General features: G+C 62.3%; 13 protein-coding genes and 1 pseudogene. 4 read left to right on the forward strand and 10 right to left on the reverse strand.

What is annotated here, in order from left to right; all coding sequences use genetic code 11:
- Window positions 1-26: 26 nt before the first annotated feature.
- The 6 genes from IEY28_RS10980 to IEY28_RS11005 all read right to left on the reverse strand — a co-directional run bounded on the left by IEY28_RS10980 (window position 27) and on the right by IEY28_RS11005 (window position 4805).
- Entirely contained in the window at window positions 27-1016 is a 990-nt protein-coding gene (locus IEY28_RS10980) for a ring-cleaving dioxygenase (RefSeq protein WP_188997332.1), read from the reverse strand.
- A gap of 445 nt (window positions 1017-1461) precedes the next feature.
- Complete coding sequence (locus IEY28_RS10985; RefSeq protein ID WP_188997334.1) at window positions 1462-2487, reverse strand: NAD(P)/FAD-dependent oxidoreductase; 1026 nt, start codon at window positions 2485-2487, stop codon at window positions 1462-1464.
- Entirely contained in the window at window positions 2488-2847 is a 360-nt protein-coding gene (gene trxA, locus IEY28_RS10990; RefSeq protein ID WP_188997336.1) for a thioredoxin, read from the reverse strand.
- A 162-nt stretch (window positions 2848-3009) separates the two neighbouring features.
- A complete protein-coding gene (locus IEY28_RS10995; RefSeq protein ID WP_188997338.1) occupies window positions 3010-3414 on the reverse strand; it encodes a helix-turn-helix domain-containing protein in 405 nt (134 codons plus the stop codon).
- Between the two features lie 178 nt (window positions 3415-3592).
- Window positions 3593-4651 carry a sulfite exporter TauE/SafE family protein gene (locus tag IEY28_RS11000; RefSeq protein ID WP_188997348.1) on the reverse strand — a complete coding sequence of 353 codons (1059 nt, stop codon included), beginning with the start codon at window positions 4649-4651 and terminating at the stop codon, window positions 3593-3595.
- Window positions 4641-4805, reverse strand: a complete 165-nt coding sequence (locus IEY28_RS11005) for a DUF7512 family protein (protein WP_188997351.1) — start codon at window positions 4803-4805, stop codon at window positions 4641-4643. The genes IEY28_RS11000 and IEY28_RS11005 overlap by 11 nt, the downstream gene beginning before the upstream one ends.
- A 277-nt stretch (window positions 4806-5082) precedes the next feature.
- Here IEY28_RS11005 and IEY28_RS20965 point away from each other — a divergent pair.
- Window positions 5083-5329, forward strand: a pseudogene (locus IEY28_RS20965) (universal stress protein); the annotation flags it as partial.
- Between the two features lie 11 nt (window positions 5330-5340).
- On the opposite strand, the gene IEY28_RS11015 reads toward IEY28_RS20965, so the two are convergent.
- Both IEY28_RS11015 and IEY28_RS11020 read right to left on the reverse strand, forming a co-directional pair.
- Window positions 5341-7098 carry a carbamoyltransferase family protein gene (locus tag IEY28_RS11015; RefSeq protein WP_188997356.1) on the reverse strand — a complete coding sequence of 586 codons (1758 nt, stop codon included), beginning with the start codon at window positions 7096-7098 and terminating at the stop codon, window positions 5341-5343.
- Window positions 7099-7105: 7 nt separating this feature from the next.
- Window positions 7106-8086, reverse strand: a complete 981-nt coding sequence (locus IEY28_RS11020; protein WP_188997358.1) for a hypothetical protein — start codon at window positions 8084-8086, stop codon at window positions 7106-7108.
- Window positions 8087-8372: 286 nt separating this feature from the next.
- Between IEY28_RS11020 and IEY28_RS11025 the strand changes: the two genes are divergently transcribed.
- Window positions 8373-8732, forward strand: coding sequence for an ArsR/SmtB family transcription factor (locus IEY28_RS11025; protein WP_220639439.1), 360 nt, complete (start codon window positions 8373-8375; stop codon window positions 8730-8732).
- Complete coding sequence (locus IEY28_RS11030; RefSeq protein WP_188997360.1) at window positions 8732-9046, forward strand: DUF7521 family protein; 315 nt, start codon at window positions 8732-8734, stop codon at window positions 9044-9046. Before IEY28_RS11025 ends, IEY28_RS11030 begins: the two co-directional genes overlap by 1 nt.
- Before the next feature lie 153 nt (window positions 9047-9199).
- Here IEY28_RS11030 and IEY28_RS11035 read toward each other — a convergent pair whose 3' ends face one another.
- Together IEY28_RS11035 and IEY28_RS11040 are read right to left on the reverse strand one after the other, a co-directional pair.
- Window positions 9200-10261, reverse strand: coding sequence for a TrmB family transcriptional regulator (locus tag IEY28_RS11035; RefSeq protein WP_188997783.1), 1062 nt, complete (start codon window positions 10259-10261; stop codon window positions 9200-9202).
- Window positions 10262-10293: 32 nt separating this feature from the next.
- The gene (locus tag IEY28_RS11040; RefSeq protein ID WP_220639440.1) at window positions 10294-12351 is read right to left on the reverse strand and encodes a DUF7997 domain-containing protein; all 2058 of its coding nucleotides are present in this window, start codon (window positions 12349-12351) and stop codon (window positions 10294-10296) included.
- A 97-nt stretch (window positions 12352-12448) separates the two neighbouring features.
- Here IEY28_RS11040 and IEY28_RS11045 point away from each other — a divergent pair, with 97 nt between their 5' ends.
- Window positions 12449-13936 (forward strand): extracellular solute-binding protein, encoded by a 1488-nt coding sequence (locus IEY28_RS11045; protein WP_188997369.1) that lies wholly within the window; start codon window positions 12449-12451, stop codon window positions 13934-13936.
- Window positions 13937-14246 lie beyond the last annotated feature (310 nt).

Here is a 14246-nt window from a genome sequence, read left to right on the forward strand (position 1 = left end):
GCCGCGGCCGACCCAGCGACGCCCGCTCAGTCGTCGGCCTCGGCCTGTTCGGCCCGCGGCACCGTCACGTCGGTCAACCCGGCCTCTATCTGTTCGCGCTGGCCCTCGAACTTCCCGGGGAGGACGAGTCGCTCGCCGAGTTCCTCGAGCGGTTCGTCGTCAGTGTAGCCGGGGTCGCTGGTCGCGAGTTCGAATAGCACGCCGCCGAACTCCCGGAAGTACACCGAGCGGAACCAGTGGCGGTCGATCTGCTGTGTGGGTCGGAGTCCCGCCGACTGGACGGCCTCGCGCATCGCCTGCTGGTCCTCGTCGGTCGGCGTCTGGAACGCGACGTGGTGGACCGTGCCGTGACCCTGCCGGCCGCTCTCGATGGTCGGGAGGACGTCGACGTACGTCCCGACCGGGCCGGTAGCGGCAAAGCGGGTTCGCTCGTCGCCCGGCCTATCGCCCTGTGCCTGTTCGGTGCCCACTTCCGCAAAGCCCATGGTCCGGAGCAAGTCCGCCGTCGGGGCCGGATCGGCCAGCCACAGCGTCACCGAGTGGAACCCGCGGATAGCGGAATCCTCGGGGACGAATTCCGTCCACGGGACCGTCGGATCGTCCTCGGGAATCTCGACTTCGACGAGTTCGACCGGGAGGCCGTCGGGGTCGCGGAACGGGAGGACCGTCTCTCCGAACCGCTCGACGCGGTCGTCGTAGTCGACCCCGTACTCGTCGAAGCGGTCCTCCCAGTAGTCGAGACTGCCCTCGGGGACGCGGAACGCGGTCCGGGAGACCTGTCCCGACCCGACCGTCCCCCGCGTGAGGTCTTCCCACGGGAAGAACGTCATGCTGGTCCCCGGCGTCCCCTCGGCGTCGGCGAAAAAGAAGTGGTAGGTCTCGGGGTCGTCCTGATTGATGGACCGTTTCACGAGTCTGAGACCGAGCGTCTCGATCCAGAAGTCCACGGTCCGCTGTGGGTCGCTGGCGATACACGTCACGTGGTGGATGCCCGGTGTGGGAGTTGGGTCCGTCATTAGCCGGGATACGCGCCGAAGCCACTTCAATACGTGCTGACGTGAGTGTTACCGGGTCTCAGCGGGGCTCACCCGCGACGACGTGGTACGTACCGCTCCGGTCTCTGCCCGACCCTCCTCGGCGGCGGTCGCCGCCGAACCACACACCTCGAACTGTCACGTCGAAGCGTGCCTTCGGGCAAGAACTATCGGTGCTACTGCCGGCAGTTTCAGGCCGCTTATCACCGCCCGGCGAGGAGATCCATCTCGGTCGCTGGTCGAGTACTTTGTTGCCCACCACGCTCTATCGGCGACCGACCCCCCCAACTCATCTCTTCGGTGCCGTTTTTGTTCACGTCGCCGCCTCGGTGCTCGTCGTAGCGTTCGAGTGGATACCCGAGCGGCGGCGGTCGACGTGGTCGCTCTGGGCCGGGCCGGCGCTCCGTCCGACGTCGCCGGCGCGGTGTCAAGCCGGTGTCTCGACAGGGGACTGCGCTTCTTCCGCGAGCGTTTCGAGGAACTGCTCGGCGTCGAGGGCCGCCATACTGCCGGTCCCGGCGGCCGTGATCGCCTGTCGATACGCGGGGTCTGCTACGTCACCGGCGGCGAAGACGCCGTTTACGGCCGTGTTCGTCGTCGGCCGTCCCGTCTCGTCGGTCCGGGTCCGGACGTAGCCCTCCCCGTCGCGTTCGACACCGGTCCCGTCGAGGAACTCGGTGTTGGGCGTGTGACCCACGGCGTAGAACACGCCGCCGACGTCGACTGTCTCCCGTTCGACGTCGGTACCGGACTCGGCCTTCTCTCTGGGGAACCCGTCGGGATGTGAGACGAGCGTGGCACCGGTGACGCCCTCTTCCTGCGAGCCGTGGATGGCTTCGAGTTCCGTGTTCCAGCGGACCCGGACGTTCTCGTGTTCGCGGACGCGGTCAGCCATGATTTCGGACGCACGCAGTTCCTCACGGCGGTGGACGACCGTCACGGAGTCGGCGAACTTCGCGAGGAAGAGTGCCTCCTCCATCGCGCTGTCGCCGCCACCGACGACGAGGACGTCGTCGCCGCGGTGGAACGCGCCGTCACAGGTGGCACACGTCGAGAGGCCGTGGCCCATGAGTTCGGCCTCGTTCTCGGCACCGACCCAACGTGCGCTCGCACCGGTCGCGACGACCAACGCTCGCGTGCGGATCGTATCGCCGGTCGACAGCGACAGTTCCAGCGGCTGGCCATCCAGAGTGGCGGACTCGATGCGGCCGTGCTGGAACTCCGCGCCGAACTGTTCGGCCTGCGATTTCCCGCGCTGGACGAGTTCCATGCCGCCGACGCCGTCGGGGAACCCGAGGTAGTTCTCGACGTCGGTCGTCAGCGTGAGCTGGCCGCCCGGTTCGTCGCCCTCGAGGAGGAGGGGGTCGAGGTCGGCGCGCGCAGCGTAGACCGCCGCCGAGAGGCCAGCGATCCCCGAGCCGGCGATGACGAGGTCGTGTACGTCCTCAGTCATTTATTCCGTGTAGGACTCGATGAGCGCTCGGAGCTCCCCTTCGGCTTTGAGGCCGACGACCTCCTCGACTCGCTCCCCGTCGGCGAACAGGACGAGCGTCGGGACGCCCCGGACGCCGTAGGCGGCCGCGAGTTGCTGGTTGGCGTCGACGTCGACTTTGGCGACGGTCGCGTCGGTCTCTGCGGCCAGCGTCTCGACGATGGGTTCGAGCATCTGGCAGGGGCCACACCAGTCGGCGTAGAAGTCCGTGAGGACGACGTCGTGCTCGGCGACGACGTCGTCGAGTTGGGACTGCCCGTCGACGTGGAGGGGTTCGTTCGTGGTGGTAGTGCCGGTGTCGGCTGCAGTATCAGTTGCCATCACCAGTTCGTAAGCGCCAGTGCCAATTAAGTGTTTTGGGGGATACACACAATACTGAACAATTCTAACTGTCGAATCGACGTGTCGGCAGTGTCCCTTCGTCCCCGCGAGAAAACCAGCTCGCCGTCGGAAAACCGGACCGCTACACGGTGAGAGACGAAGTTAGCTTTCGACAGTGGGAGTCGAGGGCTCAGACTGCTCGTACTTCTCTTCGAACTCCTGGATGAGCTGGCCCATCTTCGCGTACCAATCGTTGAGCATCCGCTGCATGTCGTCAGCGATGTTCGAGGGGTCGGTCGGCCTGTAGACGTGGTAATACCCGCCCTGCTCGTAGTTCACCTGCTCCTTCTGGATGAAGCCGGCCTGCAGTAGCCGTTGTACGGCACGGTACGCGGTCGACCGCTCGCGGTCGACCTTTTCGGCGATCTCGTCGATCGTCAGCGGCTCTTCGGTCTGGACGAGTTCCTGAAATATCTCCTTATCGAGCTGCTTGAGCCCGTGGAAACACTCGAGGAGCCCCTCACACACCATGTCCCGCTGGAGTTGTTCGGACATCGAATCTGGCATCGGTATCACGTATTCGTACGTGCTGTGTTGTTAAAAGATTTGTGTATGGATTGCACAATTGCGCGCCACACCTACTGGAGAGCGCGGTGGCGACGAGTCCGCGATGTGTCGTCTAGTGGGCAGACAGCAACAGATGACCGCGGCCGTGAGACGGCATATCGACGCCGGGTAGATCCAGTCAGTCCGCGGTGACTGCTTGCTGCTTGCGCGTCGTGCGTAGTGAGACGACCGACGTGTAGAGGATCGCAACGGCGACGACGACCGCCGCACCGATGACGAGTACCAACCCGACCATCTCGAGAGTCGGACTCCCGATGTAGGAGCCGACCTCACCGATGCCGACCGCGGTAGCACCGACGAGTAGCATCCCGCCGAAGTAGACTTTGATACCGTCGGCGTCGACGACGGCGGTCGCGGCGGAGCCGATACGGGCACCGAGTGCGCTCCCGAACAGCAGCGGAACGACGATACCGAGGTCGACGCCGCCGCCCTGTCCGTAGAGATAGCTCCCGAGACCGCCGGAGAAGACGATCTCGAAGAGGTCGGTACCGACGGCGACGGGAACCGGGACGCCAATCGCGTAGATCATGGCGGGCATCCGGATGAAGCCGCCACCGACGCCGAGAAAGCCCGACAGGAGGCCGGTCGCGAAGGCGACGGCCGTAATAACCCACGCGGAAACGCGGACGTCACCACGGAGCGTCACCATCGGCGGAATCCGAACGGTCTGCTGAATCGTTTTGGCGATTTCGGGAATCTCGTACTCGCTGAGGTCCTTATCGGCGGCCTCGTGGTCGATGTCACCGCTGCCGTCGCCTCTTCGGGCGTCACGGGTGACCATCGCACCGACGCCGCCGAGCAGGACGACGTACGCGACGCTGATGAGAGCGCCGGCCAGTCCCAGCGATTCGAGGTAGTAGACGCTGGCGCGTCCGACCTCGATTCCGATAGTCGTCCCCGTAATCATGATCGCGCCGAGCTTGTAGTCGACCTGCCCGAGGTCGTGGTGTTTCAGGGTCGCGATGACGGCCGTCCCGAAGACGAACGCCATCCCGCTACCGACCGCGACGGGCGCCGGGTAATCCAGCATCAGCAGGGCAGGGGTAACGAGGAACGACCCGCCCATGCCGAAGAACCCGAACAACACCCCGACGACGAGGCCGAACCCGACGAACAGCGCCAGCATCTCGGGGCTGGTCCCCAAGATGCCGAGCCCGTCGAGGACGCTATCGAGCATTCTCTTCACCTCCGACTATGAACGCCATGAGTCGTGGCCCGAAGAGCCGTTCGAGACCGCCATAGCCCACGTACAGCAGGACCGCTTCCAGCAGGATCGTGCCGATGAGCAAGGCCGTCTCCGGGTCCCACGTGGGAATCTCTAGTCCTGCCATCTGTTCACCCTCCGATACCCGAACACAGTAATTCGTTGTTGGCACATTTCTGTTCAATACCACCTATCGGATCCACTCCTATAACGGTTTTGGAGATATTGCACAATACTATATTCCGATATCCTCCCCAGCACTACTGATAACGTATCAGAACGATATGGTCCGCAGATAGTGTGCCTCGGTGGTGTACTTGACGCCCCGCCCAGCGCTGGGAGCGGCGACCGTTACTCGGGACCGACCATACTCCTCCCGGTCGGCGAACAAAACCGTATTGTAGCGCTGTGTCGACGGCATCGCCGAAACCGTTCAGGCCGCCGTCTCAGTCGCTGACTCACGGGGCCACAGCCGACTGGCGAACCGCGTCATTGGGCCGACTGCCCCAACTCGCACGGACCACGGTCGTCCCGTTGCTGGTCAACCGCGTCGAGCGGACCACCGACGACCCCGGTATCCTCCGCGAGTACCGCTTTCAGCGTCGCCTCTTTCCGACGGATGTTTCGGCGAACGCCGAGCGTGCCTTCGACGACGTGCCGGTCTAGAGCGACTCGACAGAGCGTGCCTCCCGCTTGACAGCCGCGTCCGTTTTCGTGACGACCATATCCTGCAAGACCAGCACGTCCAGTCCCATGCCGAAGAAGTCCTTCAACGCCTCGGTAGGTGTGTTGACGATCGGTTCGGCGTGGTCGTTGAACGAGGTGTTCAGTACCACCGGCACACCGGTGAGCGCCTCGAACTCGGAGATGAGGCGGTGGTACCGGGGGTTCTGACGGGCGCTGACAGTTTGGGGTCGCGTCGTGTCGTCAGCGGGGTGGAGGGCCGCCGGAATCTCGTCACGCTTCTCGGGTCTGACGTCGAACGCCGAGATCATGAACGGGGCGCGTTCGCCGTCGACGAGGTACTCCTCGACCGCCGATTCGAGCATCGAGGGGGCGAAGGGCCGCCACTCCTCCCGGTGTTTGACGAACCGATTTACTCTGTCCCGAGAATCGATACTCCGTGGGTCGGCCAGAATACTCCGGTTTCCGAGCGCGCGCGGTCCGAGTTCGAGACGCCCGTTGAACCAGCCCACCAGCGCACCGTCCGCGAGGCGCTCAGCGATATGACGTTCGACGTCGCCCGGTTCGCTGTAGGCGATCTTGTTCATTTCGAGAACAGTCCGGATGTCGCCCGTATCGTACGACGGGCCGTGGTAGACCGTCTCCATCGTCGGTACCTGCGACGGTCGCTGGTCGAGCAGTCCCGCTCCGAGGGCGAGTCCGGCGTCGTGTGCGGCCGGCTGGACGAACAGCTCGTCCACGGCCGGCGACTCTCGGAGACGCTTGTTCAGCTTGCAGTTCAGCGCGACGCCGCCCGCAACGGCGAGATTTGCGGTCCCGGCCACCTCGGCGTGTCGCTCGATGATATCTAGCACCGTCTCTTCGAGGAGTTTCTGTGCGGTGTGTGCCAGATTCTGCTCCCACTGTGTGAACGCCTCCGGCGCGTCGTTCCGGTCCCGGCCGAAGGCGGCTTCGAGCCGTCTGACGCCGTATCCGGTGCCCCAGCGTCTGGTGAGTTCCGTCACGTCGTAGTCGACGCCGGTGTCGACAAGCGAGCGAAGCGTACGTTCGATGTCGGGGTCGTCCTCGCCGTACGGCGCGAGTCCCATCACTTTCCCCTCGCCGTTGAACATACGGTAGCCCAGATACTCCGTGATGGCGGCGAAAAAGAGCCCGAGACTGTTCGGGTGTTCGTACGTCCGGACCCGTTCTAAGCCGTCCTCGTCGCCGTGCCAGACCACGGTCGCGTCGTACTCGCCTTTCGCGTCGATGGTAACCACGAGCGCCTCGTCGAATCCCGACGGATGGAACGCACTCGCGGCGTGACACGCGTGATGAGGGCGGGTCTCTATCGGCGGCACCGGTGTCCCGATATCCGCCAGCCGCGACTCGATGCGACGTGTGGGCGCGAAGCGACTCTCTAACTGTGTCTTGACGACGTTCTCTACCGCGGTCACCTTGCGAAGCGCCCCGTCTACCCGAACCGCGTCGCGAACGTAGTGTGGGAGGATATTCGAGCGCAGCGACGGGTCGTACGGGAGCAACACGCGGTCGACCGCCGGCAGGTCGATGCCGGCGTGGTCGAGCGCTGCACGGATGGCGCGCTCTGGGAAGGTGTCGACGGCGTGCTTCTCACGGGAGAGCCGCTCCTCCTCGACGGCGAATACGAGGTCCCCGTCCTCGAAGAGCGCCGCACTGGGGTCGTGCTGACCGTACAGCCCGATTGCCGGTTTGAACGCCAGCGTGTACGTGGTCATAGTTGTCTCAGTTGTTGTTGGGTGCGTTATCCGTGTGGACGTACACCCAGACGACGTCGCCGTCTTGCAGCTCGTAGGTGGTTGGATCGACTGGGGTGGCCCGCTGACGGACGAGTATCTCCGTCGCGTCAGCGGCGTCGTGATAGGTGCCGCCGAGGTCGCCGCCGGTTCCGTAGTCGAAGACGTGGTCGCCCGCGCTGTCCTGTCTGTACTCCACGTTCGGCAGCGCTCCGAGTGCTTCGGCTACCGTCACCGGTTCCCCGGTGTTGTACCACCGATATCGTTCGCCGTCGTCGCGGAATTCGAACTGATCGGTGTCGACGCGACGGAACGTCTCGCCGCCCTCGTTCAGTCGGCGGTTGTTCACGTCGACGACGAGCTGTCCGGACCGATCGGAGCCGGCGGTCGAGCCCTCGGCCGTCCGGACGCTAACCCAAAAATCGTCGCCGTTTTCGACCTCGTAAGTCGTCGGATCTATCCGCTCGGTCCCGCGGTGGACGGAGACGTCGGTCCCGTCGTCGGCGCCGTCGTAGGTCGTGCCCTCGTAGCCGACGACGTGGTCGCCGTCGCGTCGCGTGTACTCGATGCCCGGAAGCAGATTCAGTGCGCGCTCGAACGTGACCACCTGCTTCTCGTTGCTCCACTCGTTGGGTCCGTGGGCGGAGTCATGGAAGTGGAAGTACACCGTCTCCGGTCGCTCGTCCTCGATGTTGTCGAGGTAGTACTTCGGTTGTGCGAAGTCGACGATGTCGCCGTCTATCTCGACGAAGAGTCGCCCGTGCCAGTGGTCCTCGATGTATCCCGGAACGTCTTCTTCCGTCGCTGTCTGAGATACCGTCTCAGTCGGCGAGGCGGTATCCGAAGCCTTCTGCTGCGTCGTCTCCGGCGTGGTCGCCTCGTCGGCGCCGAGACTGGTACACCCCGCCAGTCCGACGAGCGTGCTCGCACCCAGCAGTATGCGTCTCCGCGTCGGGTTCTTATCGCTCATTTGTCTCCAGACGACCGGCGGCTCGTTCGGAGTGCTGTTCGAGAACGGCTGTAGGCGAGGTGTGCTGCGTTTGCATGAGTTCGTATCAGTGTCTCATGAGCGAGCCGGACTGGCTGTGCCGGCACTCATATATCAGGTGAGAACGCTGTCGGAGATAAATAGGGGAGCGCGTTCGCAGCCGGTGCGAACGCACTGTACCAGCGTCACACTCCCCACCGAGACCGGTGAACCGGCGGCTTATACAGGGGGTAAGTAAGTCCCCGAAGCCCCGAGAGGGCATACCTGTATGGCCGGAACCGAGGGGGCAAACGACCGGATACTCGACTTGCTCAGCGACGACGTCGTCAAACGTATTCTGATTGTGGCCGACCGCGAGCCGATGTCGGCTCAGTCCATGGAGCCACACTGTGACGCATCGCTGGCGACCATCTACCGACGTATCGAGGACCTGCTGGAATTCGGTCTGCTTCGCGAGCGGACGGAACTGCAGTCCGACGGGAACCATTACAGACGCTTCGAATCGAATCTGGACCGTCTCTCGGTCAGTCTCGACGACGGTGATCTGGCGATCGACGTCGACAGGCGCGACGACGCACCGGACCGTCTTCGGACGATGTGGGACGCGATGCAACCGAGGTGGGACTGATGCTCTTTGGGTTACTCGCCGCGAAGGCCCTGACTGTCTTACTCGGACTCGTAATCGCACTGCAAGGGTATCGGGCCGCTCGTCGTGAACGCAGTCAGCGGATGCTACTCGTTGCGAGCGGGTTCACGCTTCTCAGCGTCGGCTCAGTCCTCGAAGGCATCTGCTACGACGTGTTTCACCTCTCGACACTGCTCTCTGGCGCGATCCAGACCGGGTTCGTCGGTCTGGGCATGTCACTCATCGTCGTCTCGCTGTACGCGCCCGGCGCTGGCGGACGGCGAACGGAGCCACCGGAGGTCCAGAACCGCAACTGATACTGGTGGCTGTAACAAACTGAAGTACTTCGCCACCCCGGGGTGGCGAATATCTGTACGAACTTACAGCCACCAGTATGAGCGTGCTACCGTTCAGTACTCGACCAGCGAACAGTCGAACACGAACCGCCTGTACCGACTCGACCCGGTCGATCAGTTCACGTTCGAGTCAGCGAGCTGTTGGAACGAGACACGCTGTGCCTCAAAATCCTCTAAAAACGCCTTGGACCCACCGACAGTGAACCGTTCGTCGTCTGTTTCGACGACGAACGACTCCTGTGTGGGGAACTCGTTCGTGAAGGGACGAACGATGCTTTGCTTTACGTCGACGATGGTTCCAGTCGTCGTCTCGAACGGCCCCTCGCTTTGTGTCGGCCGAAGCTCCATTTCGGCGGTGACGACGTTCCCGTCCTGCAGATGCAATGTCGCGTCGAACACCGCGTGACGAAAACTAGCGTACGTTTTCGGAACCGGCCCTCTTGGCCCGACGTGAATTTGCTCACCCATCGGCCAGTAGTTCGCGATGAAGCTATCGAAGAGCGAGGAGACGATGTGTTCTTCCGCGTGGTATATCGCGTACTCGTCCGAGTTCGAATTTAAGATGGCGTCGGCTGACGAGACGATTCCGTCCGTCCGGTCGGTTGTGAGGGTGACCGGCGCGGGTGCACTCCACGTTTGTACGATGTTCGCAACCGACCCGTCTATGGGCGTCTCGCCGTCATACTCCGTTACCAGTAGCATACAGAACACGCCCCGCTCCTGTGCCGTTTTGAGTGCGTCTTCGACTCTATGGAGTACTGAGGCCGGTAGCGCCAGCACGATCTCCGATTCCGCGGAGTCGATCAGCTCGTTAAGGTGTGTGACTATCGTCCGACGGGACTTGATGATGCTGAACTTCTGTTGTTCGTAACTCTCTGAGTCGAACAACTCCTCTAGTTGCGTCTCGACCGTGTGTAACTGAGACACGAGATTCTCGATACCGTCGGATGGCGGAATGGCTCGCAACTGCGTCGGCTGGACGTGGTCGTCGATGTCGATGAGGTCGCGGTCTTCTAAGCTACCCACGATGTCATAGGCGTAGCTCTTAGAGATGTCTGTCTCTTCAGAGACCACCCGAATCGTCGTCGCTCCGTTTCGGAGAATCGTCACGTATGCGAGTGCCTCCTTCTCTGAGAGACCGAACTTTTTCAGACTATCGACGACCTCGTCCTCCATAGCTACTTTTGAGCCAAGGCGCTGTATAAACGTTAGTATGAGTGGTCGCGTCGGCCGTCGCCACCAGACGGCGGCGTGTTGGTGCACTGATCGGGCGGATGCGTCTCTCGCGTCGTTCGGGTGGCGTACGTCGCAAGTCGAATGGCATGGGACCACCCGAGTGGCGTTGCACTATCTGGCACACCGGAGTCGAAGAACTGTTCTGGTAAGTACCCTGACTGAAGACACAGCGAGCCTGTCAGATCGATTTCCGCGAACAATCGATCGGACCACCACATCGGGTCGAACTGCTCTGTTGTCGGGAACAGCTGAACCGCTTTTTCGGCCGCGTATGCACCCCAGCCAGTCGAGACGGTCCACACTTTTTCACTCTGCTGGCCCCGTCGACGCCAGGTATCGTCCTCGAACCGCGTCAGCCCACGTACACTGTCGGTTTCTTTCCAGAGCCGAGAAAACGCCGTTTCGAGGTGCGATTCGAGTCGGTGGAGCCTCTCGTCGCCGATATCGCCCACGTCCGCGTAGGCGAGATGGGCATCGATCAGTGAGAACGTGGTACTGTCGACTCGCGTGTCCAGTTCATCGTCGACCAACCGAAGCCCGTAGATCCCCCTTTCAGGACACCACATGGTCTCGAGTGCGTCGTAGAGGTGGGTTGCCTGCGTTGCCGCGCGTTCTCGGGTGGTCGAATCACACGGTGCAGTCGCGATTGCGCTGTACGCGTGCAAGAACTTCGCGGCCGTGTGCGTAAACCGGCCGTTCATGTTCTCCCACGCGTTCTCACACACCGTCGGTAACCCGTCTGCTTCCATCGAGATGTCCAGTCCGTTCAACCCCGACTGTAACGCGGCCTCGATATCGCTCCTGAACTCCTCCTGCAGTGACGTACTGTGTGTCGCGAAGTACTCCGCGAGGAAGACGAGGACACTCGCGGTCTGGTCGGCTTGATACTGCGTTTCTGTTCCCTCAATGTGCCCGTTTGCCCAGCCCGGTGCCAGTCGTCCGTTCATCGGCCACACGCGATGGGGCCATCGGCCGTCCTCTAACTGCGTTTGGAGATAGAACTGGGCACTCTTCCGGTGAGTCTCCTGCAAGTCGAGGTCGAGTCGCTCGTCGGCTTCGAAGAGAAACATCGAGATTTCACCGTCGTCCCTGAACCACGTGTACCCATATCCACCCGAGTACTGGTAGTACGGGTCGAAATCGGGGCCCGCTATTCGTCCCCCGGTCGGTGCGGACAACAATTCGAGCACGTGGAGGTCGGTCCCGACGAGTTGGCCCGGAACCGCCGGAGAGTGACCCGCTCGTCGTGCAGCGGTGAGTATCGTCGATGGCTCGTCGTAGCGCTGTGTCTGATCAGCGATAGAAGCGAGACTGTCTGCACGCGACTGGGTCTCGATATCTGATAGCATGTTGATGACTGTGGTCGTCCCATTCACCACTGCAGCACTGAAGCCCACACCACCGGTGAGGCGGCTGCCCTCGTAGTTTTCAGCCGTACCGACCCTCGGGAACGACTGTGGTTCTTCGGCGAGGATTTCGTCGAACGCCTCCAGCGATTCGGGGTCTCGTTCCACTAGCTCGGTCGACGTGCCGAGATAGTCGTGCTCTCGATTGTGATACACCTCCAAGGCGTCCTCGTGAACCAACTGTCCGACTCGACCTTCCTGTCCTTCCGGAGCGAATTCGATGAACCCCACGATTTCTGCGTTGTCCGGCGATTCTGCCTGCAGTTCGAAGGCGGTCACGTGTGAGTTCCCCGCAGTAAAATCGCGTTGCACTACATCGAACGTCTCGAACTGGTGGACCGTTTCGACGAGCGACGTGCCTTCGTGATACGTCTGGGTCGACGTATCGAGACTATCGAACCACCGGACTGTTCCGTCGACGTTGATACCAAACCGCGAAGATGCGATCCCGTGAAGTCCGGCGAGTGGATACGAATGATCCCGAATCGAGCCGTTCGGGCTGACGTATACGAGGCGCTGGTCTGAGCCGGTAAACCGGCCCGACTGTGTTCGCCGCTCGCCCGGAAACACGTCCGTTTCTCCGCCGTTTCGCTTGTAGTCGTCGAGTGACCGTCGGAGCGCCATAGCCGAAGAGTGTCCGTGGTGCAGATAAAGTTCTTGTGATATCCCAAACCAAATCCCTAAGGTATAAGTGGATGTATTTTAATGAACAAAACGAGCGATGACAGAGACCGAAGACACGACTCAGAACGGCAGTAGCGTCTCACGACGGCGATTCGTCCTCGGTGCGGGGGCATCGGGCCTCGCAGCCGGCCTCTCGGGTTGCGCAAGCGTATTCGATGGGGGGTCGAATTCCGGAGCACAGACCGGCAGTTCCGACAGTGGTGGAACGACTGTGACTTGGGGGTTCGACGCGACCGTTGCGCAGGACCACGCTGCACAGGTCCGCGAGGCACTTCACAACAAAGGCGGCCTCTCAGACGACATCCGGGTCGAGTTCCAACCCGGTCAACCGGACAGCGGGAAGCGACGGGCGGCCTACAACCGCCTGCTGAGTTCGCAAGAAACGAGTCCCGACATGTTCATGATGGACAACGGCTGGGTGAACATCTTCATCCAGCGGGGACAACTCGCCAACCTCTCTGAAGTGCTCTCAGACGAGACGCTCTCGACAATCGAGAACGAGTACTTTAGCGGGTTCACCGAGACGGCCATCGACCCAGCTAGCGGTAACCTGTTCGGCGTTCCGCTGTACCCCGACTACCCGACGATGCTGTACCGAAAGGACCTCGTCGAGCGGGCGGGCTACAACCCGACCGAGGACAACTGGGCCACCGAACCGATGACGTGGGAAGAGTGGTCGAACATCGCCGCCGACGTGCAGGACGACGCCGGGCTCGATTACGGCTTTACCACCCAGTGGGACATCTACGTCGGCACTGCCTGCTGTACGTTCAACGAGGTCATGTCCTCGTGGGGTGGTGCGTACTTCGGCGGCCGAGAGAACCTCTTCGGCCCGGTCGGCGAGCGGCCCGTCACCGTCGATTCCGAACCCGTCATCGACTCGCTGAACATGATGCGGAAGTTCGTCCACGACGAGGACTCCGGCGGGCAGTTTAGCAGCTACGGCGGCGGTTTCACGCCGACCAACATCCTCAGCTGGATCGAGGACAGCTCCCTCGCCCCGTTCATCGACGGTAACGCCGTCTTCCACCGCAACTGGCCCTACGCCATCAACCAAGCAGCCGGTGAGTTCGGTGATGATCTCGGAACGATGCCGATTCCGTACGCCGTCTCAGAGAGCGAGGCCCAGTTCCCCGGTACCGGCGGGACGACATCCGCACTCGGTGGCTGGCATATCACTGCCAACCCGTACAGCGAGAAACTCGACGCGGTGGCAGAGGTCATCCAAGCTGCGACGCGCGAGGAGTTCCAGTTGTTCTTACTGGAGATGGAAGGCTGGCTCCCGCCGCGCGCAGACCTGTTTGGCTCTAGCACGGCCGAGAACGTCGAGCCGATCGGGAACTACATGGACACGCTCCGTGTGGCCGGAGAGAACACGATGGCGCGTCCGGTCACGGCCGTCTGGAACAACCAGTCGAGCAAGATCGCCCAGCAAACCAACCGGGCAGTCGACCGGGCAGCCACCTCCGCCGAGGCAATGCGCTCCCTCCAGTCCACTCTGGAGCAGACTGAACAGCCCAACTGACTCAACAACTGATCGCACGTCCCGACACGGGACAGTACTATAGTAGCCATTGAAAATCAATGCACACCCGACCGCACGATGGCGGTGCGGTCGGTGTGTGAATCGTTTCAATTGTTACTATAGCACGGCACGTTCGTCTCTTGGGACTGTCTGCGTACAGATATGGCAGCCACGCAGGTGCTGGCATCTCGCCAGTCAGGTCGATCTCGACGTCGAACGTGCTATCGTGGCCGAACGTGGCCTGCCGTTCGACGTCGGGGTCGGAGGGAACGTCGTCGACGACGGTCGGGTCGACTGCGTCGTCTTGTAC

Source organism: Haloarcula pellucida, from assembly GCF_014647235.1.
GTDB classification, from domain to species: domain Archaea; phylum Halobacteriota; class Halobacteria; order Halobacteriales; family Haloarculaceae; genus Haloarcula; species Haloarcula pellucida.

Coding starts and splice junctions, on each gene's coding strand:
- IEY28_RS10980 (WP_188997332.1), bottom strand. CDS start 1,016: ATGACGGACCCAACTCCCACACCGGGCATCCACCACGTGACGTGTATC.
- IEY28_RS10985 (WP_188997334.1), bottom strand. CDS start 2,487: ATGACTGAGGACGTACACGACCTCGTCATCGCCGGCTCGGGGATCGCT.
- trxA (WP_188997336.1), bottom strand. CDS start 2,847: ATGGCAACTGATACTGCAGCCGACACCGGCACTACCACCACGAACGAA.
- IEY28_RS10995 (WP_188997338.1), bottom strand. CDS start 3,414: ATGCCAGATTCGATGTCCGAACAACTCCAGCGGGACATGGTGTGTGAG.
- IEY28_RS11000 (WP_188997348.1), bottom strand. CDS start 4,651: ATGCTCGATAGCGTCCTCGACGGGCTCGGCATCTTGGGGACCAGCCCC.
- IEY28_RS11005 (WP_188997351.1), bottom strand. CDS start 4,805: ATGGCAGGACTAGAGATTCCCACGTGGGACCCGGAGACGGCCTTGCTC.
- IEY28_RS11015 (WP_188997356.1), bottom strand. CDS start 7,098: ATGACCACGTACACGCTGGCGTTCAAACCGGCAATCGGGCTGTACGGT.
- IEY28_RS11020 (WP_188997358.1), bottom strand. CDS start 8,086: ATGAGCGATAAGAACCCGACGCGGAGACGCATACTGCTGGGTGCGAGC.
- IEY28_RS11025 (WP_220639439.1), top strand. CDS start 8,373: ATGGCCGGAACCGAGGGGGCAAACGACCGGATACTCGACTTGCTCAGC.
- IEY28_RS11030 (WP_188997360.1), top strand. CDS start 8,732: ATGCTCTTTGGGTTACTCGCCGCGAAGGCCCTGACTGTCTTACTCGGA.
- IEY28_RS11035 (WP_188997783.1), bottom strand. CDS start 10,261: ATGGAGGACGAGGTCGTCGATAGTCTGAAAAAGTTCGGTCTCTCAGAG.
- IEY28_RS11040 (WP_220639440.1), bottom strand. CDS start 12,351: ATGGCGCTCCGACGGTCACTCGACGACTACAAGCGAAACGGCGGAGAA.
- IEY28_RS11045 (WP_188997369.1), top strand. CDS start 12,449: ATGACAGAGACCGAAGACACGACTCAGAACGGCAGTAGCGTCTCACGA.